22 protein-coding genes are annotated in these 22,289 nt (G+C 40.4%); 14 read left to right on the forward strand and 8 right to left on the reverse strand.

Annotation, left to right across the window (positions count from 1 at the left end; all coding sequences use genetic code 11):
* Nucleotides 1-44: 44 nt before the first annotated feature.
* The 5 genes from J8L97_RS10175 to priA form a co-directional block, all read right to left on the reverse strand.
* The gene (locus J8L97_RS10175; RefSeq protein ID WP_211049319.1) at nt 45-419 is read right to left on the reverse strand and encodes a gamma-butyrobetaine hydroxylase-like domain-containing protein; all 375 of its coding nucleotides are present in this window, start codon (nt 417-419) and stop codon (nt 45-47) included.
* Nucleotides 420-478: 59 nt separating this feature from the next.
* Entirely contained in the window at nt 479-1,807 is a 1,329-nt protein-coding gene (hslU, locus tag J8L97_RS10180) for an HslU--HslV peptidase ATPase subunit (RefSeq protein WP_211049322.1), read from the reverse strand.
* Nucleotides 1,808-1,818: 11 nt separating this feature from the next.
* The gene (hslV, locus tag J8L97_RS10185) at nt 1,819-2,337 is read right to left on the reverse strand and encodes an ATP-dependent protease subunit HslV (RefSeq protein ID WP_119861768.1); all 519 of its coding nucleotides are present in this window, start codon (nt 2,335-2,337) and stop codon (nt 1,819-1,821) included.
* 78 nt (nt 2,338-2,415) lie between these two features.
* Entirely contained in the window at nt 2,416-2,967 is a 552-nt protein-coding gene (locus tag J8L97_RS10190; protein ID WP_211049325.1) for an SPOR domain-containing protein, read from the reverse strand.
* Between the two features lie 6 nt (nt 2,968-2,973).
* Entirely contained in the window at nt 2,974-5,145 is a 2,172-nt protein-coding gene (gene priA / locus J8L97_RS10195) for a primosomal protein N' (RefSeq protein WP_211049328.1), read from the reverse strand.
* A gap of 227 nt (nt 5,146-5,372) precedes the next feature.
* On the opposite strand from priA, the gene rpmE reads away from it, so the two are divergent.
* Both rpmE and J8L97_RS10205 read left to right on the forward strand, forming a co-directional pair.
* On the forward strand, nt 5,373-5,585 hold the full coding sequence (gene rpmE, locus J8L97_RS10200; protein WP_010366427.1) for a 50S ribosomal protein L31: 213 nt from the start codon (nt 5,373-5,375) through the stop codon (nt 5,583-5,585).
* 559 nt (nt 5,586-6,144) lie between these two features.
* Nucleotides 6,145-7,398: a malic enzyme-like NAD(P)-binding protein gene (locus J8L97_RS10205; RefSeq protein WP_211049331.1), complete on the forward strand. Its 1,254-nt coding sequence runs from the start codon at nt 6,145-6,147 to the stop codon at nt 7,396-7,398.
* Between the two features lie 85 nt (nt 7,399-7,483).
* Here the strand turns inward: J8L97_RS10205 and J8L97_RS10210 are convergent, their stop codons facing one another.
* Nucleotides 7,484-9,934, reverse strand: a complete 2,451-nt coding sequence (locus J8L97_RS10210) for a penicillin-binding protein 1A (RefSeq protein WP_211049334.1) — start codon at nt 9,932-9,934, stop codon at nt 7,484-7,486.
* A gap of 133 nt (nt 9,935-10,067) precedes the next feature.
* On the opposite strand from J8L97_RS10210, the gene J8L97_RS10215 reads away from it, so the two are divergent.
* The 9 genes from J8L97_RS10215 to J8L97_RS10255 all read left to right on the forward strand — a co-directional run bounded on the left by J8L97_RS10215 (nt 10,068) and on the right by J8L97_RS10255 (nt 19,005).
* Nucleotides 10,068-11,147, forward strand: a complete 1,080-nt coding sequence (locus tag J8L97_RS10215; protein WP_211049337.1) for a pilus assembly protein PilM — start codon at nt 10,068-10,070, stop codon at nt 11,145-11,147.
* On the forward strand, nt 11,135-11,707 hold the full coding sequence (locus J8L97_RS10220) for a PilN domain-containing protein (protein WP_192506094.1): 573 nt from the start codon (nt 11,135-11,137) through the stop codon (nt 11,705-11,707). The genes J8L97_RS10215 and J8L97_RS10220 overlap by 13 nt, the downstream gene beginning before the upstream one ends.
* Nucleotides 11,708-11,729: 22 nt before the next feature.
* On the forward strand, nt 11,730-12,335 hold the full coding sequence (locus J8L97_RS10225) for a type 4a pilus biogenesis protein PilO (protein ID WP_211049340.1): 606 nt from the start codon (nt 11,730-11,732) through the stop codon (nt 12,333-12,335).
* Nucleotides 12,335-12,874: a pilus assembly protein PilP gene (locus J8L97_RS10230; RefSeq protein WP_211049343.1), complete on the forward strand. Its 540-nt coding sequence runs from the start codon at nt 12,335-12,337 to the stop codon at nt 12,872-12,874. The genes J8L97_RS10225 and J8L97_RS10230 overlap by 1 nt, the downstream gene beginning before the upstream one ends.
* Nucleotides 12,843-14,939 carry a type IV pilus secretin PilQ gene (locus J8L97_RS10235; RefSeq protein ID WP_247688632.1) on the forward strand — a complete coding sequence of 699 codons (2,097 nt, stop codon included), beginning with the start codon at nt 12,843-12,845 and terminating at the stop codon, nt 14,937-14,939. Before J8L97_RS10230 ends, J8L97_RS10235 begins: the two co-directional genes overlap by 32 nt.
* Before the next feature lie 162 nt (nt 14,940-15,101).
* Entirely contained in the window at nt 15,102-15,620 is a 519-nt protein-coding gene (gene aroK, locus J8L97_RS10240) for a shikimate kinase AroK (RefSeq protein WP_192506091.1), read from the forward strand.
* Nucleotides 15,621-15,646: 26 nt separating this feature from the next.
* Nucleotides 15,647-16,717 carry a 3-dehydroquinate synthase gene (gene aroB, locus J8L97_RS10245; RefSeq protein WP_211049345.1) on the forward strand — a complete coding sequence of 357 codons (1,071 nt, stop codon included), beginning with the start codon at nt 15,647-15,649 and terminating at the stop codon, nt 16,715-16,717.
* On the forward strand, nt 16,717-18,120 hold the full coding sequence (locus J8L97_RS10250; RefSeq protein ID WP_211049348.1) for an AAA family ATPase: 1,404 nt from the start codon (nt 16,717-16,719) through the stop codon (nt 18,118-18,120). Before aroB ends, J8L97_RS10250 begins: the two co-directional genes overlap by 1 nt.
* A gap of 51 nt (nt 18,121-18,171) precedes the next feature.
* Nucleotides 18,172-19,005, forward strand: coding sequence for a Dam family site-specific DNA-(adenine-N6)-methyltransferase (locus J8L97_RS10255; protein ID WP_192506088.1), 834 nt, complete (start codon nt 18,172-18,174; stop codon nt 19,003-19,005).
* Between the two features lie 21 nt (nt 19,006-19,026).
* Here the strand turns inward: J8L97_RS10255 and J8L97_RS10260 are convergent, their stop codons facing one another.
* Together J8L97_RS10260 and J8L97_RS10265 are read right to left on the reverse strand one after the other, a co-directional pair.
* Complete coding sequence (locus J8L97_RS10260; protein WP_211049352.1) at nt 19,027-19,206, reverse strand: DUF2970 domain-containing protein; 180 nt, start codon at nt 19,204-19,206, stop codon at nt 19,027-19,029.
* Between the two features lie 17 nt (nt 19,207-19,223).
* Nucleotides 19,224-19,529, reverse strand: a complete 306-nt coding sequence (locus J8L97_RS10265; protein ID WP_192506086.1) for a hypothetical protein — start codon at nt 19,527-19,529, stop codon at nt 19,224-19,226.
* Between the two features lie 186 nt (nt 19,530-19,715).
* Here J8L97_RS10265 and rpe point away from each other — a divergent pair, with 186 nt between their 5' ends.
* Genes rpe through trpS form a run of 3 tightly spaced genes read left to right on the forward strand, consistent with a single transcriptional unit; the run spans nt 19,716 to nt 22,091 of the window.
* A complete protein-coding gene (gene rpe / locus J8L97_RS10270) occupies nt 19,716-20,399 on the forward strand; it encodes a ribulose-phosphate 3-epimerase (RefSeq protein WP_210997794.1) in 684 nt (227 codons plus the stop codon).
* Nucleotides 20,396-21,064, forward strand: a complete 669-nt coding sequence (locus tag J8L97_RS10275) for an HAD-IA family hydrolase (RefSeq protein WP_192506084.1) — start codon at nt 20,396-20,398, stop codon at nt 21,062-21,064. Before rpe ends, J8L97_RS10275 begins: the two co-directional genes overlap by 4 nt.
* Nucleotides 21,065-21,086: 22 nt before the next feature.
* On the forward strand, nt 21,087-22,091 hold the full coding sequence (gene trpS / locus J8L97_RS10280; protein ID WP_211049355.1) for a tryptophan--tRNA ligase: 1,005 nt from the start codon (nt 21,087-21,089) through the stop codon (nt 22,089-22,091).
* Nucleotides 22,092-22,289 lie beyond the last annotated feature (198 nt).

Here is a 22,289-nt window from a genome sequence, read left to right on the forward strand (position 1 = left end):
GCTGCGTTTTTTTGTGTGTGGCTAAATGGGTTTTATACCAAGGGTTATGGGATAAACTTAATTGGTACACTATCTAATTGAGCGTGATATTGGTTCGTTCGTTCGAGATAGGTTTGCCAATATAATTGATAATTAACGCATAGTTCTCTGAGATATTGCCAGCTGAAGAGCCCTGAGTTGTGACCATCATTAAAATGCAGTTTAACTGCGTAATGACCAACTGGCTCGAGCCGTTCAATTTTGACAGCGTGTTTATTGAGCACTAACTTGCTGGGTGTCGTACCATGCCCTTGAACTTCCGCCGATGGGGAATGAGTACGAAGGTACTCGCAACTTAATGTGTGCGTTTGTGCATCATCAAAGTAGATGTCGAGCATCTTACTTTTACGGTGATAGTGTAATTTAGTTACTACATACATAGAAATGTCGGTCCATAAAAAAACGGAGCATATGCTCCGTTTTATCATAGTTTTGCTCGTTATAAAATAAAGCGGCTTAAGTCTTCATCTTGCACTAAGATGTCCAAATGTTTTTCAACGTACTGAGCATTTATTTCGATGGCTTCACCATTCTTCTCTGATGCATCAAATGAAATTTCTTCCATCAATTTTTCCATCACAGTATGAAGGCGGCGTGCGCCAATATTTTCAGTTTTTTCGTTTACTCGCCATGCAGCTTCTGCAATACGAGTGAGTGCATCTTCAGTGAAGTTAATATCAACCAGCTCGGTTTTCATTAAAGCTTGTTGTTGCTCAGTTAAAGATGCATGAGGCTCTGTGAGGATACGCTCAAAATCTTTGGCGGTCAGTGCTTCAAGTTCAACACGAATGGGCAAGCGCCCTTGCAGCTCAGGGATCAAATCAGACGGTTTGGACATTTGAAATGCACCAGAGGCAATAAACAAGATATGATCTGTCTTAACCATTCCATGTTTAGTACTGACTGTAGAGCCTTCAATTAGAGGCAAAAGGTCGCGCTGCACGCCTTCACGGCTTACATCTGGGCCTTGGGCTTCTCCGCGCTTACAAATCTTATCAATTTCATCAATAAAGACGATACCGTTTTGTTCAACTGAAAAAATAGCCTGCTCTTTAAGCTCTTCAGGGTTTACCATTTTAGCGGCTTCTTCTTCTATGAGCAGTTTAAAAGCATCTTTGATTTTAAGCTTACGACTTTTCTTTTTCTCACCGGTCATGTTTTGGAACATGCCCTGTAGTTGATTTGTCATTTCCTCCATACCAGGAGGTGCCATGATCTCAACTTGAGGCTGAGTCTCAGCAATATCAATATCTATTTCTTTATCGTCTAGCTGTCCTTCACGCAGCTTTTTACGGAACACCTGACGAGTCGAATTGTTATCTGCGGGCTGTGACTCACCCCAGGCGTCTTTAGCGGGTGGTAATAAGGCATCAAGAATACGTTCTTCTGCTGCTTCTTCTGCACGGTGTTGGTGTTTCTTAGATTGCTGCTCACGCGTCATTTTGATTGAGATATCGACTAAGTCACGGATAATAGTCTCAACTTCTTTACCTACATAGCCCACTTCGGTGAACTTTGTGGCTTCTACTTTTAAAAAAGGCGCGTTTGCTAGTTTGGCTAAGCGGCGTGCAATTTCAGTTTTACCAACCCCTGTTGGGCCGATCATCAAAATGTTTTTTGGTGTTACTTCAGCGCGCAAGTCATCATTCAACTGCATGCGACGCCAGCGGTTACGCAGTGCAATAGCAACCGCTTTCTTCGCTTTATTTTGACCAATAATATGTTGATCTAGTTCGTGGACTATTTCTCTTGGGGTCATTGCTGTCATGGCAATTCCTCTTACAATTCTTCGATGGTTTGGAAATTGTTGGTAAATACGCAAATATCGCCTGCAATCGTAAGGCTTTTCTCAACAATTTCAACGGCGCTTAAATCGGTATTTTCTAATAATGCAGTGGCTGCCGATTGGGCAAAGTTACCGCCACTACCAATTGCGATTAAGTCGTTTTCGGGCTGAACAACATCACCGTTACCTGTGATGATCAAGGAGGCGGTTTCATCAGCCACGGCAAGCAATGCTTCTAACTTACGCAGAGCTCGGTCACTACGCCAATCTTTAGCCATTTCTACAGCCGCTTTGGTGAGGTGTCCTTGATGCATTTCAAGTTTACTTTCAAAGCGTTCAAATAGAGTAAAAGCGTCTGCGGTACCGCCGGCAAATCCAGCAAGTACTTTGCCGTTATATAAACGGCGTACTTTGCGGGCGTTGCCTTTCATTACGGTATTACCAAGTGATACTTGGCCATCTCCGCCAATAACAACTTTATTGTCACGACGGACGCTTACGATGGTAGTCATAGTATTCCTTAATAGAGAGGCTGTGTGTGCCTCGCATTAAATTTAATTACAACATAGATGAGGGCGATTGGACTAAAATCAAGTCCAGCCCCATATAGCGCAGCCAATAATATGGATACGCTTTAGTTTATTCTTGTCACTTTCGGCTTTACGTTTGCTATCGTATGGCCCCAGGCGTACGCGGTACCATACGCCGTTACTGCCTTCTGTTCGTTTTATTTCCGCAATTAAACCTGCGAAGGCCATTTTGGCTTTCAGCGCTTCGGCTTCTGGATATGTTCTCAGCGAGGCACACTGCATTTGATAAGGACCGTTACGCTTAATTTCTTTGACGTCGACCTTGACTTCATGATTTCTTATCTCTTCGAGAAACTCAGGATCCCTTGGCTTTTCTGGGGCTGTGTCTATCTTCTTAGCGACCGTTTTTGGCATTTGTGCTTGATTGACTTGCCCTGGGTCAGCATTGGTTTTGATATACCACAAGCCATATGTGAATCCAGTAATTAAAATCACTGCGGCGATACTTAAAAAAACAGGAAAAGGTTTACGCCGTGATACTTGCGCATTCTTCTTGTTTTTAGCGCTCTGACGAGTTTTTGGTTGTCTATTTATATAGTCGTGCTGTGCCATAAATTACTAATAGGTATCCATAGGATCGATGTCAATGCTCCACCGAACTCTATTTGCAAGCTTATGTTCACTAATATAGCTCAAAAGCTGTGCAAGATAGCGATGCAAAACAGGTCGTTCGGGGGCTTGTATGTGTAATTGGTATCTATACTTACCGGCAACACGCTCCATCGGAGCTGGAATCGGCCCGAGTAATTGTATACCAGAGTATGGGGTTGCAGGAACTAAATCAGTTAAAAAGTCTATTACCAATTTAGCATTAGTACCCTCTACCCGTACTAATGCTAAATGAGTGTAGGGAGGAAGTTCTACTTCTTGCCGTTCTTTTAGCGCATAACGTGCAAAATCTTGGTAGCCATTATTCACTAAATCTTGGAGCAAAGGGTGATCAGGAAAGTGGGTTTGTAATAACACAGTGCCAGGTTCTCCGCTTCTGCCAGCCCGGCCTGCCACTTGTGTAATTAATTGTGCCATATGCTCTGTGGCGCGAAAGTCACTTGAGTATAATCCTCCATCGACATCCAACATGACAACTAGATTAACATCGGCAAAATGGTGACCTTTTGCGAGCATTTGTGTACCTACCAAAATGCGACTTCCACCGGCATTAATATCAGCTAAGGCAGTTTCTAAAGCGCCTTTTCTTCTAGTTGAATCTCTGTCTATTCTACTTATTGGCGTATCAGGGAAGTGACCCTTTAAAAAATCTTCAAGTTGCTCAGTACCTAAGCCTACAGGCATAATTTGGGTGCTACCACAATCTGGGCATTGTGCAGGAACATAGCTTTGCTGTGAGCAGTGGTGGCATACTAATCTTGCCATCGCTTTGTGAAATGTTGTGCTAGCACTGCAATGAGTGCATTGACTTAACCAGCCACACTCGTGGCATAGTAAGGTGGGGGCATAACCTCTGCGATTTAGAAAGACCATCACTTGTTTCGCACACGCTAACGTGCGTTCAATGTGCTGAAGCGTGGATGGTGCAAACCCTCCTTGTTCAATTTGGCCTTTCATATCAATAAGTAAAAATTGGTTTGCTACTTTTGTTTCTGCTCTTTTTGATAATGTGAGCAGTTGAAATTTATTATTAATTGCTTTATGCAAGGTTTCAAGTGCCGGAGTAGCGGTGCCGAGAATTAGGGGAATATTTGCGTGGGCACTGCGATATACCGCTAAGTCCCTTGCGTGATAGCGCAAACCATCTTGTTGTTTAAAAGAACTATCATGTTCTTCATCGACGACCATCATACCCAAATTTTTAAAGGGTAAGAAAATACTTGAACGAGTGCCGATGACGAGTGCACAACTGCCTTGCTCCGTTCTACGCCATACGTGTAAGCGCTCATTATCTGTTAAGTTTGAATGCCATAAATCGATGGGTGTATCAGGAAAGCGTCGTCGAAATCGATTCACTGTTTGCGGGGTTAGACCAATCTCAGGTACTAACACAAGTGCTTGACGGCCTGAGTTAACTATTTTCTCTAAACATTGTAGGTACACTTCAGTCTTACCACTGCCGGTAATGCCTTCGAGTAAAAATGTACGATAACCTTGTTGCTGGTTAATAACACTAAACGCGGCTGCTTGTTCTTCATTCAGTCGGGGTTTTGAGTTTATTGTTCTAGGCGCTTGCGTCCATTTCGTATCATGTTCTAAAGATTTTTCGACGAGTGCTTTCTCTTGTAAAGCGTCAATTTGTTGTTTTGTAAATCCCAAGGCTTTGAGCTCTGTGACACTTGATGCACCAGAACCCGCTAGTTGAGAGAGTAGTGCTTGTTGTTTTTTTGAACGGAGTTTGGGTAACTCAGCACCTTTAGCTGTTAATGTTACAGTGGCTACGGTGGTTTTGTCAGGGTGTTCACCACTGCGTAATGAGGCTGGTAAAGCGGTAAACAATGTCTCACCTAAAGGGTGACAGTAGTACTGTGCGGTGAAACGCAAAAGCTCGATATGCTGAGCTGATAAGATGGGGTGGCAATCGATAATACGCGTAATCGGTTTAATTTTATTGGCTGGGACGTTGGAATGGTTTTTGAGTGCCACAACCAACGCTACTAAAGTTCGATTAGCAAAGGAAACTTCTACACGGCAGCCGACAGTTACAGTTTGGGCTTCGATTAGTAAGTAATCAAAGGTACGTGGGAGCGGGACTTTAATGACAACTTCGACAAAGGACATTGCAAGCTCGTATCTAAATGGGTGATGCTAATTTACTAGAGAGGGACCTAAAAACCCAGTTTAAACTGGGGAAAAGCAGGTGAGTGTACAAAATTTAGTAAAATAGTGTATTTATTGCTTGTGGATCGTGCTTTAGTTACTTAGAATACGCGTCCAATTATTTGTATAACTACGTATGGTGCCAAACTTCGGGTTTGGAGAGCGATACGGCCTAACCAGAGGTTGCTATGAAAGAAGGTATTCACCCTAAGTATGAAACGATCAATGCATCTTGTTCATGTGGTAACAAGTTCGCGACTCGTTCAACTCTATGTAAAGACATTCACTTAGACGTTTGTTCTGAGTGTCACCCGTTCTATACTGGTAAGCAAAAAATCTTAGACACAGGTGGTCGTGTTGACCGCTTTAACAAGCGTTTCGGTTCACTTAGCAGTAAGTAAGCAAAAACGTTTGAAAAAAAGCACCTACGGGTGCTTTTTTTATATCTTTTATTTATATCTCTTTTCGATAAAGTTTAAGCTCGAATTTTTATTGTCTATATTCACTATTGAATTTACGACATTTCATTTTTTATCAGTTGCTTCTATATTCCTAAATAGTGCCGTAAAGTATTTTGCGTACCTTGGTGATTTTTTTGCATAATAATTCGAAGAGTAGCGACGTTTTTAATGGTTGTTTTGTTGTTAAAGTTCATTAAGATCTTCTAAAAGATGTAAAAATGCTATTTTTTGGATTTTATTAGCTTATTTTGCTATTCGTCTCTTTTTTGGGTTTTTTTTCATTCGATATGAATGATGGTTTACTTGTTTTTAAGCGAGTAAGAACGAATAAATGTAGATAAAGTAAGTTAAATGCCAGTAAAAGTCAGAGAAAATGCTTGTAAAGTGTCATCACAGGATAGACCTGATATTGCTTGAATATATTTGCAAACAAGGTATTGTTTACTTAATTGCGGAACTTCACTCTCACTTTTAACTTCTTGCAGGAATATATCGCGTCATGTCAGACTTTCGTGAACAAGCTTTACATTATCATGCTCATCCCGTTCCAGGTAAAATCAGTGTTGAACTGACCAAGCCAGCGGAAACCGTAAAAGACCTCGCATTAGCGTATAGCCCCGGTGTGGCCGAACCTGTGCGCGAAATCGCGGCAGATCCAGCAAACGCGTATAAATATACTGGTAAAGGCAATATGGTGGCTGTGATCAGTAACGGTACGGCTATTTTAGGTCTAGGAAATTTGGGGCCGCTTGCCTCTAAACCTGTAATGGAAGGTAAATCTTTACTTTTTAAGCGTTTTGCGGGGCTTGACTCCATAGATATTGAAGTAAAGCATCGTACAACTGAAGACTTTATTAATACGGTTGCAAACATAGCAGATACTTTTGGTGGTATTAATCTCGAAGATATTAAAGCGCCTGAGTGCTTTGAAATTGAGAAAGCACTGATAGAGCGTTGTGATATTCCAGTGTTTCACGATGACCAACACGGTACAGCAATTGTAACTGCAGCCGGTATGCTTAATGCCTTAGAGATCCAAGGAAAAAACATTCAAGATGCTATTATAGTGTGTCTTGGTGCAGGGGCTGCGGCTATTGCTTGTATGGAGTTATTAATTAAGTGCGGTGCTCAACGTGAACATATATATATGTTAGACCGTAAAGGTGTTATTCATACGCGTCGTGATGATTTAAATGAATACAAGCAATTATTTGCAAACAACACAGATAAGCGCACGTTACAAGATGTAATCGCTGATGCTGATGTGTTTGTTGGCGTATCTGGACCAGATTTGCTCTCAGCTGATGATTTGAAGTTGATGAATGAAAAGCCAGTTGTATTTGCCTGCTCAAACCCTGATCCAGAAATTAATCCTGAATTGGCACATAGTGCTCGCAAAGATTTAATTATGGCAACTGGTCGTTCAGATTATCCAAATCAAGTGAATAACGTGCTATGTTTCCCGTTTATTTTCCGCGGAGCATTGGATGTGCGTGCAACTGCGATTAATGACGAAATGAAGATAGCAGCCGTTGAAGCTATCCGAAGTATTGCCAAAGAGCCTGTTCCTGAACAAGTATTAAAAGCAGCTGATGTAGAAAGCTTAGAGTTTGGAGCACAGTATATTATCCCTAAACCGATGGACCCACGCTTATTACCACGTATAGCGAAAGCAGTTGCTCATGCTGCGATTGACTCAGGTGTTGCCCAAATAGCCTTGCCAGAAAATTATATGGCAGATCTTGAAGCGTAATAGATGATCGATGTTGTACTAAAAAAGCCAATCGTATTTTGATTGGCTTTTTATGTTTATGCAGTTCTATTTTTCAATGAGTGAACTAAAATAATTCATCCTGTACAGGTAGTGGATCATCAAATGGCGTACTCGCTCCAGTATCTAATACATATTTTGTGGGTGCAGTGCCTGATTCAAAATATTCAAAACGACTAGTGAAATCATTTTTGTGGCTAAGCAATCCGGTTTTTAAATCTATACGTACCGAAATTAACCCAGGCGGGGGGTCTATCGGTGCGAGGGGTTCATTCACCAGTGCAGAGCGCATGAATTCAATCCAAGCTGGCTGCGCTGAAATAGCGCCGGACTCAGCGCCTACAAGTTGGTTTTTACCTAAACTATTATTGTAGGCCGCTCGACCTAATGGTTTGCTAGCATCGTCGAATCCCACCCATACAGTGGTAAGCACATTTTGGTTAAATCCACTAAACCATGTGTCGATTGCTTCGTTGGTTGTGCCTGTTTTACCAGATAAATCACGGCGTTTTAGATTTTGAGCGCGCCAACCGGTACCTGTCCATCCTGTTTTGTGTCGCCAGCTACCTCCACCCCAAATAGCGCTATGCATGGCACTAGAGACTAAAAACGCATTTTGTTCAGTAATAACTTGCGGTGCACAAAGGTGTGTCTGCATATCTTGTTGTTCTTCATTACATGCGATTAAGGGTTGGGCAGTGCCAAGTGTATTTCCGTAGGCATCTTGAATTTCACTAATGAAATAAGGGTCAATTAAATGACCTCTGTTGGCAAAAGTGCTCATGCCTCTAGCCATTTCAAGCGGAGTCATGGCTGCGCTACCCAGCGCCAAGGATTCGCTCCGATTAATATCTTCATCTTGAAATCCAAATTTTAATAAATGATCGGCACTTTCTTGTAACCCTACGCCTCGCAAAAGGCGAACGGAAACAACATTTTTGGATTGTGCTAATGCGCGGCGAATACGAATTGGACCACTGTAGACATCTGGGCTGTTCCTAGGTCTCCATGAGTATCCTTGGGTTTTATCCCAGTGATTTATAGGGGCATCATTAATAATCGTAGCAAGAGAGTAGTCACTTTCAAGGGCTGCCGAATAAATAAAAGGCTTGATGTTTGAACCGACCTGTCTTTTTGCTTGTGTTGCACGATTGTACTGACTTTGTGCAAAGCTATAGCCACCGACCAATGCTTTGATACGCCCATCTTGTGGATCGAGTGATACGAGTGCGCTGGAAGGCGTAGGGTACTGACTGAGTTGCCATTGTTGATTATGGTTTCTTATCCATATTTGCATACCCGGAGATAAAATGTCGTCAACGGTCTTAGGTGGTAATCCTTGCCGTGTTTGAGAAATGAAACTACGAGCCCAATTTAGTCCACTCCATTCAATCGTATGATAAGCGCCAGCTTTGTTCAAAACTGTTGCTGATTTTTCAGAAATATGGGTCACAACAGCCGCCTTCAGTGGGGCAATCTCCTTTACTGTTTTTAAGTAAGATATTATGGCTTGTTCGTTCCAGGGAATATCAATTGTTGGCTGCCATAGCGTTTTTTCTGGTCCTCGGTAACCATGGCGCATATCATATTTGTGTAGGTTGTTAACGAGAGCACGTTGAGCGGCAGCTTGAATATCAGACTCGACACTGGTAAAGACTCTAAATCCACTATTATAGGCTTTATCTGTACCGTAGCGTTCTACCATATATGCGCGTACCATTTCAGAAATATAAGGAGCATATAGTTCTATTTCAGCGCCATGACGGCGCGCGGTAATTGGTGCTTCAGTCGCTTTATGATAAGTGACTTGATCAATGTAGTGCTCTTTAAACATACGACCAAGCACGACATTTCTACGCTGTTTTGCGCGAGTTGGGTTGCTAATCGGGTTGAGGGCTGAAGGCGCTTTTGGAAGCCCTGCTATCATAGCCATTTGAGCGAGTGTGAGTTCACCCAACTCTTTACCATAATATACTTGTGCTGCAGCACCAATACCAAAGGCTCTATGACCGAGTTCTATTTTATTAAGGTATAAAGCCAATATCTCATCTTTACTTAGTAATTGTTCAATATGTAAGGCGATGAAAATTTCTTTAACTTTACGAATGTACGCTTTCTCTCTTGTTAAGAAGAAATTTCTTGCTAGCTGCATGGTAATTGTACTCGCGCCTTGCTTTTTTTCACCAGTGCTTACTAAAACAATAAATGAGCGCACAATCCCTATGGGATCGATACCGAAGTGCTCGTAAAAGCGATTATCCTCAGTTGCGAGTATGGCATCAATAAGCGGTTGGGGAATATCCTCGATGCGTACAGGGATACGCCTTTTTTCACCGAATTGATTTATTAACTTACCGTCTTTGGTAAATACTTGCATCGGTGTTTGTAATTGTACCTCTTTAAGCACTGCGACACTGGGGATATCTGATTTGACATAGTAATAAAGACTGATTAATGTTAATAGACCTAAAATGGTACACGCGATGAAAAACTGTATAGCTCTCTTCAATATTGTCACGGAATATTCCCTAGTTAGGCTCCCAATTATAGGTAGACACTGCTAGTATATCTGAATAAAAAATGATTAATAACTATTGTACGTATAATTATAACTCGTTCATACATAAAACAAAGGATATTAGGCGACAGGCATGCTTAGCAAATTATTCAAAAAACAAGCGCCAATGATGTTCGGTATCGATATTGGCTCACATTGCGCCAAAGCGGTACTGTTATCACAATCTAATACTGGTTTTAGGGTTGAAGCGGTTGCAATAGAGCCTGTCCCAAAAGGTGCAATGTCTGAACGTGCGATCCAAGATATTGAAGCGATAGGCCGTGTTATTAGCAAACTTAAAAAGCGTTTACCCAAACATACACCGTATGCAGCAGTCGCAGTATCAGGTCAAAGCGTCATTACTAAAGTAATTTTCATGGATGTTTCATTAACTGATGCTGAATTAGAGTCGCAAATTGCGATAGAAGCCGATAGCTTGATACCTTATCCCTTGGATGAGGTTAGCCTAGATTTTGAAAAGATCTCTGTTAATGAAGCCGATCCGTCTAAAGTAAATGTACTGTTGTCAGCAGCGCGTACTGAAAGTGTGCAAGCACGTGTTAACGCGTTAGATGATGCAGGTTATAAAACAAAAGTTGTCGATGTAGAAAGTTATGCGCTTGGACGTTCTTTAGATGTTTTGTATGGGCAATTGCCTTCCGATGCATTTGATAAAGTGGTTGCGGTGATTGATATTGGCGCTGTGATTACGTTAGTGAGTGTGATTCAATCTGGAAAAGCGATTTATACAAGAGATCAAGTGTTTGGTGGAGAGCAGTACACAAATAGTATTGTTGCCTATTACAATAAAAGTTTCGATGAAGCTGAAATTGCTAAAACGACCGGAGATTTACCCCTTAACTATACTTTTGAAGTACTTGCCCCTTTTCAGACTGCGTTATTGCAGCAAGTAAGAAGAGCTGTACAAATGTTCATGACGACTAGCGGTAAAGATCACGTAGATTATGTAGTACTAACAGGAGGAACTTCGCTGGTTGAGGGGTTGGATAGATTGTTAGTGGATGAATTAGGTATTCATACCATAGTGGCTGATCCATTTGCGGATATGGAAGTATCGCCAAAGGTAGACCGTAATGTATTACAACGGCACCGAGCTCAGTTTGCAATAGCGACGGGTTTGGCACTTAGGAGTTTTACATCATGCCACATATAAATTTACTTCCTTGGAGAGAGCAAGAACGACAAGCATCACAGCAGAAGTTTTTGACAATAATAGGTTTAATTATCGGTGTGGTTTGTTTAGTGATGTATTTCATCGGTGCGTTTTACGATAGTCTAACCACAGGGCAAAATATTAAAAATAATTATTTAAAAGCGGAGATCTCTAAGTTAGATACGCGAATTATTGCGATCAATGATTTAAATAAGCAGAAAAACAATTTGCAAAGACGCATTCGTTTGATTGAAGAATTACAAAGTAATCGAAATTTGGGTACTCAAATAATAGATGAAATTACGCGAGTAGTACCTGCAGGTGTGTACCTTACAAGCTTAGAGCGAAAAGGTAACTTATTGAAAGTTGTTGGTAGAAGTGAGTCAAATAATCGACTATCACAAATGCTGAGACAAGTTGAAGCGTCATATTTATTGGAGCGACCTATCATTCAAGGTATTGTCGCTGGTGAGCAACGGTCGCGTTTATTGAGTGATTTTAGCATGCATTTTTATGTAAAATCATTTCAACAAATTGAAGATTCTCAGCGTGGAAAGTAACTTTAGGGTGGCAATATAAACTGTGAATTTTGACTTGAAATCTCTACAAGATATTGATTGGAATGAAATTGAGCTAGACAATATCGGTGAATGGCCTTTTGTCGTCAAAGTTTTATGCTGTGTCGTAGTCGTCGTAATTACTTTTGTGGTTGGGTACAGTTTACTTGTGTCTACCTCAATTAGCCGATATGAAAGCGCGGTTAATGCGGAAGAAGAATTTAGAACGAGTTATCGCATAAAATATGCTCGCGCAAATAACTTAGATTTATATCGTCAGCAAATGTTAGATATGGAAGCACAATTTTCCCAGCTACTACGCCGGCTACCAACGTCGAATGAAACGCCAGGGTTATTAGATGATTTAACGTATGTGGGTACTTCAAGTGGTTTAACATTTTTGAAAATAGGGTGGCTGCCTGAAGTCAAGAAGGAGTTCTACACTGAATTACCAATTAAACTGGAAATAGTAGGAACTTACCATGAATTTGGTAAGTTTGTTGGGAAGGTGGCTCAGTTACCTAGAATAGTGAGTTTGCACGATTTTCAGATCGAAAATGCGGGTAATAATGATTTGGTATTTAGTGTGATAGCAAAAACGTATCGTTATGAACAGGGGGAACGTAAGTGATGTATCGTTTACCGTGCTTATTTTTTAGTACGCTACTATTATGCGCATGTAATGATGATACTGCTGAACAAAAAGAATATATCGATCAAATACAGGCGAGTGCAACGCCCAAAGTTGAGCCTATTCCAGAAATGCGAGAGTTTATACATTTTGCTTATGATGCGGAAAACTTGCGCAGCCCTTTTGTGGCACCAGAGCCAGAAGTAATAGAAAGTAAAATGGTGCAGATACGGAATTGTCTGCATCCAGATCCGAATCGAGCCAGAGACCCATTGGAAAAATATCCATTGGATAACTTAGAAATGAAAGGCACAATTGCCACAACTAATGCCACGTGGGCCTTAATTAAAGCGTCAGATCAAGGACTATATAGGATTAAACAAGGCCAATATATGGGGTTGTATCATGGTGAAGTGGTTAGTGTGAACCCTGATCATATCGAGTTATTAGAATTAATACCCGACGGTACTGGTTGTTGGAAAGAACGGTTAACAAAAGTAGAAATACATGAATCAGAAGAAACCGGTACAGGTGAATAACAATAAAGGTAGCACTATTATGGCTCGCAAGGGTTTGAATTTTTGGTTAAACGCAACGTTTTCTGTGGTCCTGTTTACTTTCTCTGGGTTGGCTCAAGCTGTCCCTATGCTTTATGACGTTCGCTATAACCCAGTGCCAAATGATGAAACGGAATTACAATTTGTTTTTGATGAGCAATTAGATATAGAGCCAGTAGTTAAAGTATTAAATTCACCAGCTAGATTACAGTTGTTTTTTCCTGATGCAGAATTTGAAGAGAGTTTAAAAGTACTTGAGGTAAATAAAGCAGGCATAAAACGCATTGAAAGCAATATGGGTAAACAGGGCTTCTCCGTGACGGTTGTTATGGACAAGTTAAAGCTTTATAAGGTTCGAGTAAAAAACAATTTAGTTTATTTACAGGTTTCAGAAAATCCGATCGCACTCGAGACGTTAGACCCTGCAGGTGACAATGTTGCCACACACATTAATACAATCCAGTCGATTGACTTTCGTCGGGGAGAAAGAGGTGAAGCTACAGTATTTGCTTTTTTAGAAAGCGGGCATGCGGCAATTGATGTGCAAGAACGAGGCGGGAAGATCATAGCTGATTTCCACCATACAGCGATCCTTGATGAGCATTTATATGAACTGGATGTATTAGATTTTGGTACTGTGGTCAGTAAGGTTGAAACTTTTAAAGAAGAAAATAAAACGCGTTTAGTGATTGAGCCAAACGCAGCATTTAAATATACCTACCAGCAATTAGATAGTATTTTTACTTTAACGGTAGAAAAAGATAATGAACAGCAGGTATTTGGAGAAAAGAAAAATTATCAAGGGCAGCCAATTACACTTAATTTTCAGAATATCCCTGTTCGTTCAGTGCTACAGATTATTGCAGATACGAATAACTTCAATCTAGTAACGAGTGATTCGGTCAGCGGTAATATTACACTGCGTTTAGATGGGGTGCCTTGGGATCAGGCACTTGATGTGGTTTTGCGAGTAAAAGGACTAGACAAGCGGATGGAGGGGTCAATTTTAATGGTTGCGCCTTCAGAAGAGTTAGCTGCACGAGAAGCGAAAGAATTACAAGCACGTAAACAAGTTGAAGAGTTAGAGCCTTTGTACAGCGAGTATATCCAATTAAATTATGCGAAGGCAGAAGAATTTGCGGATTTGTTAAAAACGGATATCAACAGTATCATTAGTGAACGAGGTAGTGTATCTGTCGATAATCGTACAAATACGTTGTTGATTAAAGATAGCGCAAGAAGTATTGAAAGTATTCGACGCATGGTTGAGACATTAGACGTACCAGTAAAGCAGGTACGTATAGAATCTCGTATGGTAACGGTTAAGGACAACGTGCAAGAGGATATCGGCATTCGATGGGGGTTTAGTGACCAACAAGGCTCTGATGCGATTTCAGGCTCGTTACAAGGCGCAAATGAGTTATCCAATGGTACTATTCCTGCATTTACAGATCGATTAAATGTAAACTTACCAGTGGCGGGTACTTCGGCCGGTAGAATTGGTGTTCATATTGCAAAATTGGCAGATGGAACGTTAATAGACTTGGAGTTGTCTGCATTAGAGCAAGAAAACAAGGGAGAGATAATTGCAACCCCGAGTATTACAACAGCAAACCAGAAGAAAGCGCGTATAGAACAAGGTACAGAAATTCCTTATGTTGAGGCTTCTTCTAGTGGTGCGGCTTCTGTCAGTTTTAAAAAGGCAGTGTTAAGTTTAGAAGTTACACCACAAATCACACCAGATAACAAAATTATACTAGACTTGGTGATTACGCAGGACACACGCGGTGATAATGTACAAACGCCAAGTGGACCTGCTGTTGCAATCAATACACAGCAGATTCAGACTCAAGTTTTGGTAGAAAATGGTCAGACTGTGGTGTTAGGCGGTATTTATCAACAGGAAATTACCAGTGCAGTAAGCAAGATTCCGTTGTTAGGTGACCTTCCATACTTAGGGATGTTGTTTAGAAATACCCGTGAGATTAATGAAAAGAAAGAATTATTGATATTTGTAACCCCAAAAATAATGTTAGATGGTCAGTAATTGACTAATAATAGGTTGATTTTAGGTTCAGTAGATGCTTTTTATACTATTTGACTTGAAATCGTTCACGAATTACTGAGATAATCCCCCCCTTAATTTTGGGGCCAGGTCGTTAGGCGGGGTTTTATTTCAAATTTTAGAGTTCGTTAGTACTAAAAAGATATGGCTGAGAAACGTAATATATTTCTAGTGGGCCCGATGGGGGCTGGTAAGAGCACGATTGGTCGGCACCTTGCTGATCAATTACACCTTGAATTTGTAGACTCGGATCAAGAAATTGAACGCCGTACTGGCGCAGATATTGCGTGGGTGTTTGATCTTGAAGGTGAGGATGGTTTTAGAACACGCGAAGAAGGCGTGATTTCAGATCTAACCGAGCTACAAGGTATTGTTTTAGCAACTGGTGGAGGTTCGGTAGTCAGCAAAGAAGTGCGTAACAAGTTATCTGCGCGCGGTATTGTTGTTTACCTAGAAACGCCAATTGAGAAACAAGTTGCTCGTACACAGCGTGACAAGCGCCGTCCACTATTGCAAACAGAAGAAGCGCCAAGAGATGTTCTTGAGCGTTTGGCTGAAGAGCGCGAACCACTTTATAAAGAAGTGGCAGATCACATTGTTCGAACAGATGAGCAAAGCGCAAAAGTAGTTGCGAATCAAATAATAGATAAACTAGACTTCTAGTGAAATGACCAATATGAGAGGGATGCATGCTTGAATTAAAAGTGGATTTGAACGAGCGTAGTTATCCAATTTATATTGGTCAAAATCTATTGTCTGATGGGCAGAAATTAAAACACTATGTTGGTACATGCCGACCTGTTATCGTAACTAACCAAACTATAGCACCATTGTATTTGAATGGTTTGTTACGTAGTTTAGGTGAACACGCCCCCTTACATATTGTTCTACCGGATGGAGAGCAATATAAAACATTAGAGTATTTTGAACAGGTATCTGCCTTTTTATTGGAAAACAATTGTGGGCGAGACACTTGTTTAATTGCTTTAGGCGGGGGAGTAATAGGAGATCTGACAGGGTTCGTTGCAGCATGTTATCAGCGTGGTATTCCTTTTATACAAATACCAACAACCTTATTATCACAAGTCGACTCATCTGTCGGTGGTAAAACCGCTGTGAATCATCCTCTTGGTAAAAATATGATAGGGGCTTTTTATCAACCAATTGCCGTTTTTATTGATACTGATACACTTCTGACATTACCACCTCGAGAGTTTTCGGCAGGTATGGCTGAAGTGATTAAGTATGGCTTAATTTATGATGTTGACTTTCTAGCCTTCCTTGAAGATAACCATGCAAAGTTAAAAGCGTTAAACGTCGACTCACTGATGCAAGTTATCCATCGTTGCTGCCAAATTAAAGCTGAAATAGTTGCACATGATGAAAAGGAGGCTGGCTTGCGTGCATTGCTAAATCTAGGTCACACCTTTGGCCATGCTATTGAAGCACAGATGGGCTATGGAAAATGGCTGCATGGTGAAGCGGTGTCTTCAGGTATGATGTTGGCTATTAAGTTAGCATATCAACGTGGTGCATTAATGGCTAAAGAAGTTGAAAGAATTGAAGGTTTGTTATCTTTGTATGACTTACCTATTGATATTCCTGATAATATGACTAGTGCTGAATTCTTATTTCATATGCGTAAAGATAAAAAGAATAAGCAAGGCCGCATTCGCTTTATCGTACCAACGAAGTTGGGTAATTGCGCATTGGTAGACGATGTTTCTGATGACGCTGTGAGTACGCTAATAGGGCGCTAATGCAATCTCAAATATTGCCCAGTAGAGCTGCTTTAGTTAATCGAATTGAATTACAGTTTGAATATGGGCAGAATTTGATTTGCTTAATAGGGGCTTCTGGATTAGGAAAAAGCTATTTAGCAGAGTCATTCATTACAGATAAATATGCTGAATTTAATAAAGCATTTATTAAATTATCAGCAAACTCAAAAGATATAGATCTAACAGTTCAATTATTACAGCACAGTTTTCGCTCCCCATTAATTGATCAAACTCACACCTTAAGTGAGAATTTCGTAAATTTACACAATCATTCTCCATCAGGCCCTTGCTTATGGGTTTTGGATGGCGCGCGACATTTATCTGATGAAATGATCACGGAGCTACAAAACATAGCAAAACAGGGCATTGAAAAAATATATATTCTTGTCACTGCACAATCACCGATGATGGTCCCGCAAGCATTGGATTTACATTTAGAGCCACTCTCATTGTCTGAGTCCAAGACGTTAATGAAAATGTTTTTTAAGCAGTTGCCTGTTGATGAAGATCCAATTTTCCAAACCTTTTTGAGTGCATCTCATGGTAACCCTGCAATCTTGTTAGATTGGCAGCCTGAAACGCAACAGTTAGAAAAACCAGCATCCAGTAAATTTATAAAGATGCAGTGGCATTTGACATTGCTGACTGTTTTATTGGCACTTTTGATGGTTGCTTTTGTGTATCAAAAAGAAATTACGAGCTTGATACCCGAGATGAGTGAGGAAAAAGTTGTTGTTAACACCGTACTGCCAAGCACTCGGATTTTAAAAACACCATTGCATAGTAATGAGTTAATTATAGGTGATGGCAGTAAGACTGAAGTATCAGATGATGTTTTGAATGGAACAGCTGTTGTGTCAATCGGTGATGCACTAGAAGTACAAAATAAGGCAGAGACGAGTGCCATTTTTTCTGCGCTTACCCACACTCCTCAAAAAGCCGAAGTGGATAAGATTGTGACGGATAATAAACCGAAGCAACTTTCGGTAGCCGTTACGTCTGAGCTTAGAAAAGAAGAAAGTGCCGAGTTTTTAGAATTAAATGAGGTGGCTGCGGATGTGGAAAGTGTTAGCGCTGTTGATGATCACTTGAATCTGTTATCTGAGCCTGATTCTAACTGGGTTATTCAATTATTAGCGGTAAAAGATAAAACAATTGCAGAGGCTTTTGTTTCTGCTCATGAGCAACGCGTTAGTGATTTAAAAATTTACGGCACAAACCGAGCCGAGGTTGTATGGTGGATAGTTATCCAAAGTGGTTACTCTACAATCGATGCGGCAAAAATAGGAAAAGCGAAATTGCCAAAAGATTTGCTCACGGGACAACCATTCTTTAAAAAGCAGACTAAAATCAAGCAGGAAATTGCTTTGTTCATTCGGTAATTGGTAGATTTTAGTGTAAAATCGCGCAACTTCAAAATAAATAGAGTCAGTATGCAACAAAAGACCCGAGCCTTTTTAAAATGGGCAGGCGGAAAATATAGTCTGGTAGATGGCATAGCGCAACGTTTATCGTTAGCAAGTCAAAGTGCCGATACTCTAGTTGAGCCTTTTGTTGGTGCTGGTTCAGTGTTTTTGAATACGGACTTTAAGCGCTATGTCTTAAACGATATTAATGCCGATTTGATCAATTTGTATAATGAATTGAAGCTCCAACCTGATGAGTTTGTAAGCGATGCTCGTAAACTCTTTGTTGATCTCAATAATCATGCTGATGCTTATTATGACTACCGAAAGCAGTTTAACGCAAGCGTTGATATTTATGAGCGCGCAATTCTTTTTTTATATATGAATAGGCATGGCTACAATGGTTTATGCAGATATAATTTAAAAGGCATTTTTAACGTACCGTTTGGCAAATATAAGAAACCATATTTCCCAGAGAAAGAACTATACACATTTGCTCAAAAGGCACAAAAAGCGACTTTTACGTGTAAAGGTTACGCTCAGGTATTTAAGAGTTTGCCGAATAATGCCGTCGTATATTGTGATCCACCATACGTCCCGTTAAGTAAGACGGCTTCATTTACCTCTTATGCGAAAGGTGGTTTTGATTTAAATGATCAAGCTATTTTAGCCAATTTAGCGGAAGTTTCAGCATTTGAGCAGTCGACACCTGTTTTGATATCCAATCACGATACGGCTTGGACACGTAAAATTTACAGTCAAGCATCGTTAGATGTTATTCAAGTAAAAAGAACGATCAGTCCAAAAGGTGGGAGTCGAAATAAGGTGAATGAATTAATGGCGCTTTATTGTAAGAGTTAACCATTCTTCCTTTTAAAGAAATTAGTTGAGAATGAAATTAACCAAGACAACAAGTGCGACAACGAACCCCGTAACAAGTGCTATACCAACGACAGCATAAGGTAAAAAAGAGCCAGAATTGAAATCAAACTCATATTTGCCGTGACTTTGTACGCCAAATAAAGCAGCTAATACACTTTGGAAAATGCTGAGTAACTTCATGTCGTAGCAGTCCTTTTTTATAGGTGTGATGTTAACCTATTGCTGTTATCACTCGATTGTTTAGAGCCTAAAAGTAATTCGAGTAAATCCAAGTAATGGAACTGGGCACTGCTACTCTCACCTGTTAACCATGCGTACCAGCTTGTGTGGGCTTCACGTTTACAGATTAAAGTATTTTGATTTGTGGTCTGAAGTGTTGTATTACAGCCACAATTTTTGTGTTCTGCAAGTACTAATTGAGCATTATCATATGAAATTGCACCTAAAGAAACAATCGCAATCGCTGAAAGCCCAAGCATCCGTGTTTTTAGCCGACTCAACATAATAACTACCCTCACTTACAAGTTATCATTAGATAATACACAATAGATGCTCATAAAACAAACACAATTATCATAGCTTAGTCGATATCAAATTCAATGAAGTCGATTACGCTCATTTTCACTGGGGTCGGAGTAAAAATTGCGGTAAAGTGAGCCTGATAATTCGATATATCAGGAAGTATTATAGTGTCTGAAAAAGCAAAATATCTCATTGCTCCGTCTATTCTATCAGCAGACTTTGCAAGGTTAGGCGAAGATGTAGAGCGCGTTCTTAAATCTGGTGCGGATGTTGTACATTTTGATGTCATGGATAACCATTATGTGCCTAACTTAACAATAGGGCCAATGGTCTGCAAAGCGCTTCGGAATTATGGTATTACCGCACCAATCGATGTGCATTTAATGGTGAAGCCTGTTGATAGACTAATTCCCGACTTTGCGAATGCTGGTGCGAGTATTATTACATTTCATCCAGAAGCAAGTGAGCATATAGATCGCACAATTAGCTTGATTAAAGAACATGGCTGCCAAGCAGGATTAGTGTTCAATCCTGCGACGCCGTTACATTATCTTGACCATGTTATACATAAGCTTGATGTCATTTTATTAATGTCAGTAAATCCAGGTTTTGGTGGTCAAAGCTTTATCCCAGAAACGATAAGTAAGTTAAAAAAAGTTAAGACACTTATCAGAAACTCAGGGAGAGACATTCGTCTAGAAGTTGATGGTGGTATTAAAGTAGACAATATCGCAGAAGTAGCCGCTGCAGGTGCAGATATGTTTGTGGCGGGGTCAGCCATATTTAGCCAACCAGATTATAAAACGGTTATAGAGCAAATGCGTGATGAACTTGCAAAGGTTGGATCATGAGTTATCAAGGTGTGTTGTTCGACCTAGATGGAACGTTAGTTGATAGCGTCGAAGATATGTATATGGCTTTAAACCTGACATTGACAGAGGTAGCCTATCCGATCGTCAGCTACGCGCAAGTTAAAACATGGGTGGGTAATGGCATTACAATATTGGTGAAGCGTGGTTTAACAGGAGACATGCTAGTTAACCCTGAGTTGAGCCAATCGCTTGTAGATAACGCAATTGTCCGGTTCAAGGTACACTATCATGATATTGTGGGTAATTACGCCGCTTTGTATGCACATGTAGAGACAGGTTTGTCTGCGCTGGCGCATTTACCTAAGGCTGTGGTGACCAATAAAGACAGGGCATTTACCGAGCAGCTTTTAGATAAACTATCACTTAATCACCATTTTGAAGTGCTTGTTTGTGGTGATGATACGGCGAAAAAGCCAAATCCTGAACCGGTTTTAATGGCATGCAAAGCGTTGGGTATTAAACCGAGCGATGCGATAATGATTGGCGATTCGAAAAGCGATATATTGGCGGCCAAAAATGCAGAAGTAGACGTTATCGCCTTAAAATACGGTTATAACCAAGGCTGCAATTTAGAAGATTTTAATCCAGAGTACCTCTGTGAGGGATTCTTAGATATAATCCCTATTTTAACCAAGCGAATTTAATATTTAGATATAAAGGAACATCATGAGCAAACCAGTAGTGTTGAGTGGCATGCAGCCAACAGGTGGTATGACGATAGGCAATTATGTTGGTGCTATTAATCAGTGGCTTAACTTGCAAGAAAATCATGAAAGTTACTTTATGCTTGCTGACCTTCATGCGATTACAGTGCGTCAAAAACCAGAAGAACTTCGTGACCGCGTACTAAATGGAATCGCACTATATGTTGCTTGTGGTATTGATCCCGAAAAAGCAGCGCTTTTTGTGCAATCACAAGTGCCAGAGCATGCCCAGTTAGGTTGGGTACTGAATTGTTACGCCCAAATGGGTGAATTGAATCGCATGACACAGTTCAAAGACAAGTCGGCAAAACATGCAAATAATATTAATGTTGGACTATTTTCGTACCCTGCATTGCAGGCTGCTGATATATTGTTATATCAAGCGGCTCAAGTGCCAGTCGGTGAAGACCAAAAGCAACATTTAGAACTCACAAGAGATATCGCTACGCGGTTTAATAACTTATATGGTGATGTGTTTAAATTACCAGAACCATATATACCGGAGCTGGGAGCACGTGTGATGAGTTTGCAGGATCCATTAAAGAAGATGTCTAAATCAGATGATAATCCTAATGCGTTTATTATGATGTTAGATGAGCCGAAAAAAATAGAGAAAAAACTTAAAAAAGCAGTAACGGATTCCGATGAGCAAGCACGTATTTACTTTGATAGAGCAGAGAAGCCAGGTGTATCTAATTTACTGACGTTACTTTCGGTAGCAACTAAGCGCGCTATTGTCGATTTAGTCCCTGAATATGAAGACAAGATGTATGGTCATTTGAAGAAAGATACCGCAGATGCTGTTGTCGCAATGATTGAGCCGATCCAATCTCGGTTTAAAGAGATCCGTGAAGATCAAAGTCGTCTTGATGAGATCATGAAAAGTGGGGCTGAAAAAGCAAGTACGCGAGCTCAAATAACATTAAATGCAGTATATGATGCTGTGGGCTTTATTCCTCGTCCATGATGTTCTTTAATATATTTTAATGTAAGCCGGAAAACTGCAAAGTGATCCGGCTTTTTGTTTTATATTTATCTATTAAATAATTGAAGTAGAAACAAACTGAAATTTGAGGCTGTTTTTCACACATAATTATGATGTTAGGTCCATTTTGCGTGTTAATTGTCCGAATTCACTGTTTTTTTGTTTTTATTAAAAATAATG

Origin of the sequence: Pseudoalteromonas sp. MMG012 (assembly GCF_018100875.1) — a bacterium.
Lineage (GTDB): Bacteria > Pseudomonadota > Gammaproteobacteria > Enterobacterales > Alteromonadaceae > Pseudoalteromonas > Pseudoalteromonas aurantia.

Coding starts and splice junctions, on each gene's coding strand:
- J8L97_RS10175 (WP_211049319.1), bottom strand. CDS start 419: ATGTATGTAGTAACTAAATTACACTATCACCGTAAAAGTAAGATGCTC.
- hslU (WP_211049322.1), bottom strand. CDS start 1,807: ATGACAGCAATGACCCCAAGAGAAATAGTCCACGAACTAGATCAACAT.
- hslV (WP_119861768.1), bottom strand. CDS start 2,337: ATGACTACCATCGTAAGCGTCCGTCGTGACAATAAAGTTGTTATTGGC.
- J8L97_RS10190 (WP_211049325.1), bottom strand. CDS start 2,967: ATGGCACAGCACGACTATATAAATAGACAACCAAAAACTCGTCAGAGC.
- priA (WP_211049328.1), bottom strand. CDS start 5,145: ATGTCCTTTGTCGAAGTTGTCATTAAAGTCCCGCTCCCACGTACCTTT.
- rpmE (WP_010366427.1), top strand. CDS start 5,373: ATGAAAGAAGGTATTCACCCTAAGTATGAAACGATCAATGCATCTTGT.
- J8L97_RS10205 (WP_211049331.1), top strand. CDS start 6,145: ATGTCAGACTTTCGTGAACAAGCTTTACATTATCATGCTCATCCCGTT.
- J8L97_RS10215 (WP_211049337.1), top strand. CDS start 10,068: ATGCTTAGCAAATTATTCAAAAAACAAGCGCCAATGATGTTCGGTATC.
- J8L97_RS10220 (WP_192506094.1), top strand. CDS start 11,135: ATGCCACATATAAATTTACTTCCTTGGAGAGAGCAAGAACGACAAGCA.
- J8L97_RS10230 (WP_211049343.1), top strand. CDS start 12,335: ATGTATCGTTTACCGTGCTTATTTTTTAGTACGCTACTATTATGCGCA.
- J8L97_RS10235 (WP_247688632.1), top strand. CDS start 12,843: ATGAATCAGAAGAAACCGGTACAGGTGAATAACAATAAAGGTAGCACT.
- aroK (WP_192506091.1), top strand. CDS start 15,102: ATGGCTGAGAAACGTAATATATTTCTAGTGGGCCCGATGGGGGCTGGT.
- aroB (WP_211049345.1), top strand. CDS start 15,647: ATGCTTGAATTAAAAGTGGATTTGAACGAGCGTAGTTATCCAATTTAT.
- J8L97_RS10250 (WP_211049348.1), top strand. CDS start 16,717: ATGCAATCTCAAATATTGCCCAGTAGAGCTGCTTTAGTTAATCGAATT.
- J8L97_RS10255 (WP_192506088.1), top strand. CDS start 18,172: ATGCAACAAAAGACCCGAGCCTTTTTAAAATGGGCAGGCGGAAAATAT.
- J8L97_RS10260 (WP_211049352.1), bottom strand. CDS start 19,206: ATGAAGTTACTCAGCATTTTCCAAAGTGTATTAGCTGCTTTATTTGGC.
- J8L97_RS10265 (WP_192506086.1), bottom strand. CDS start 19,529: ATGTTGAGTCGGCTAAAAACACGGATGCTTGGGCTTTCAGCGATTGCG.
- J8L97_RS10275 (WP_192506084.1), top strand. CDS start 20,396: ATGAGTTATCAAGGTGTGTTGTTCGACCTAGATGGAACGTTAGTTGAT.
- trpS (WP_211049355.1), top strand. CDS start 21,087: ATGAGCAAACCAGTAGTGTTGAGTGGCATGCAGCCAACAGGTGGTATG.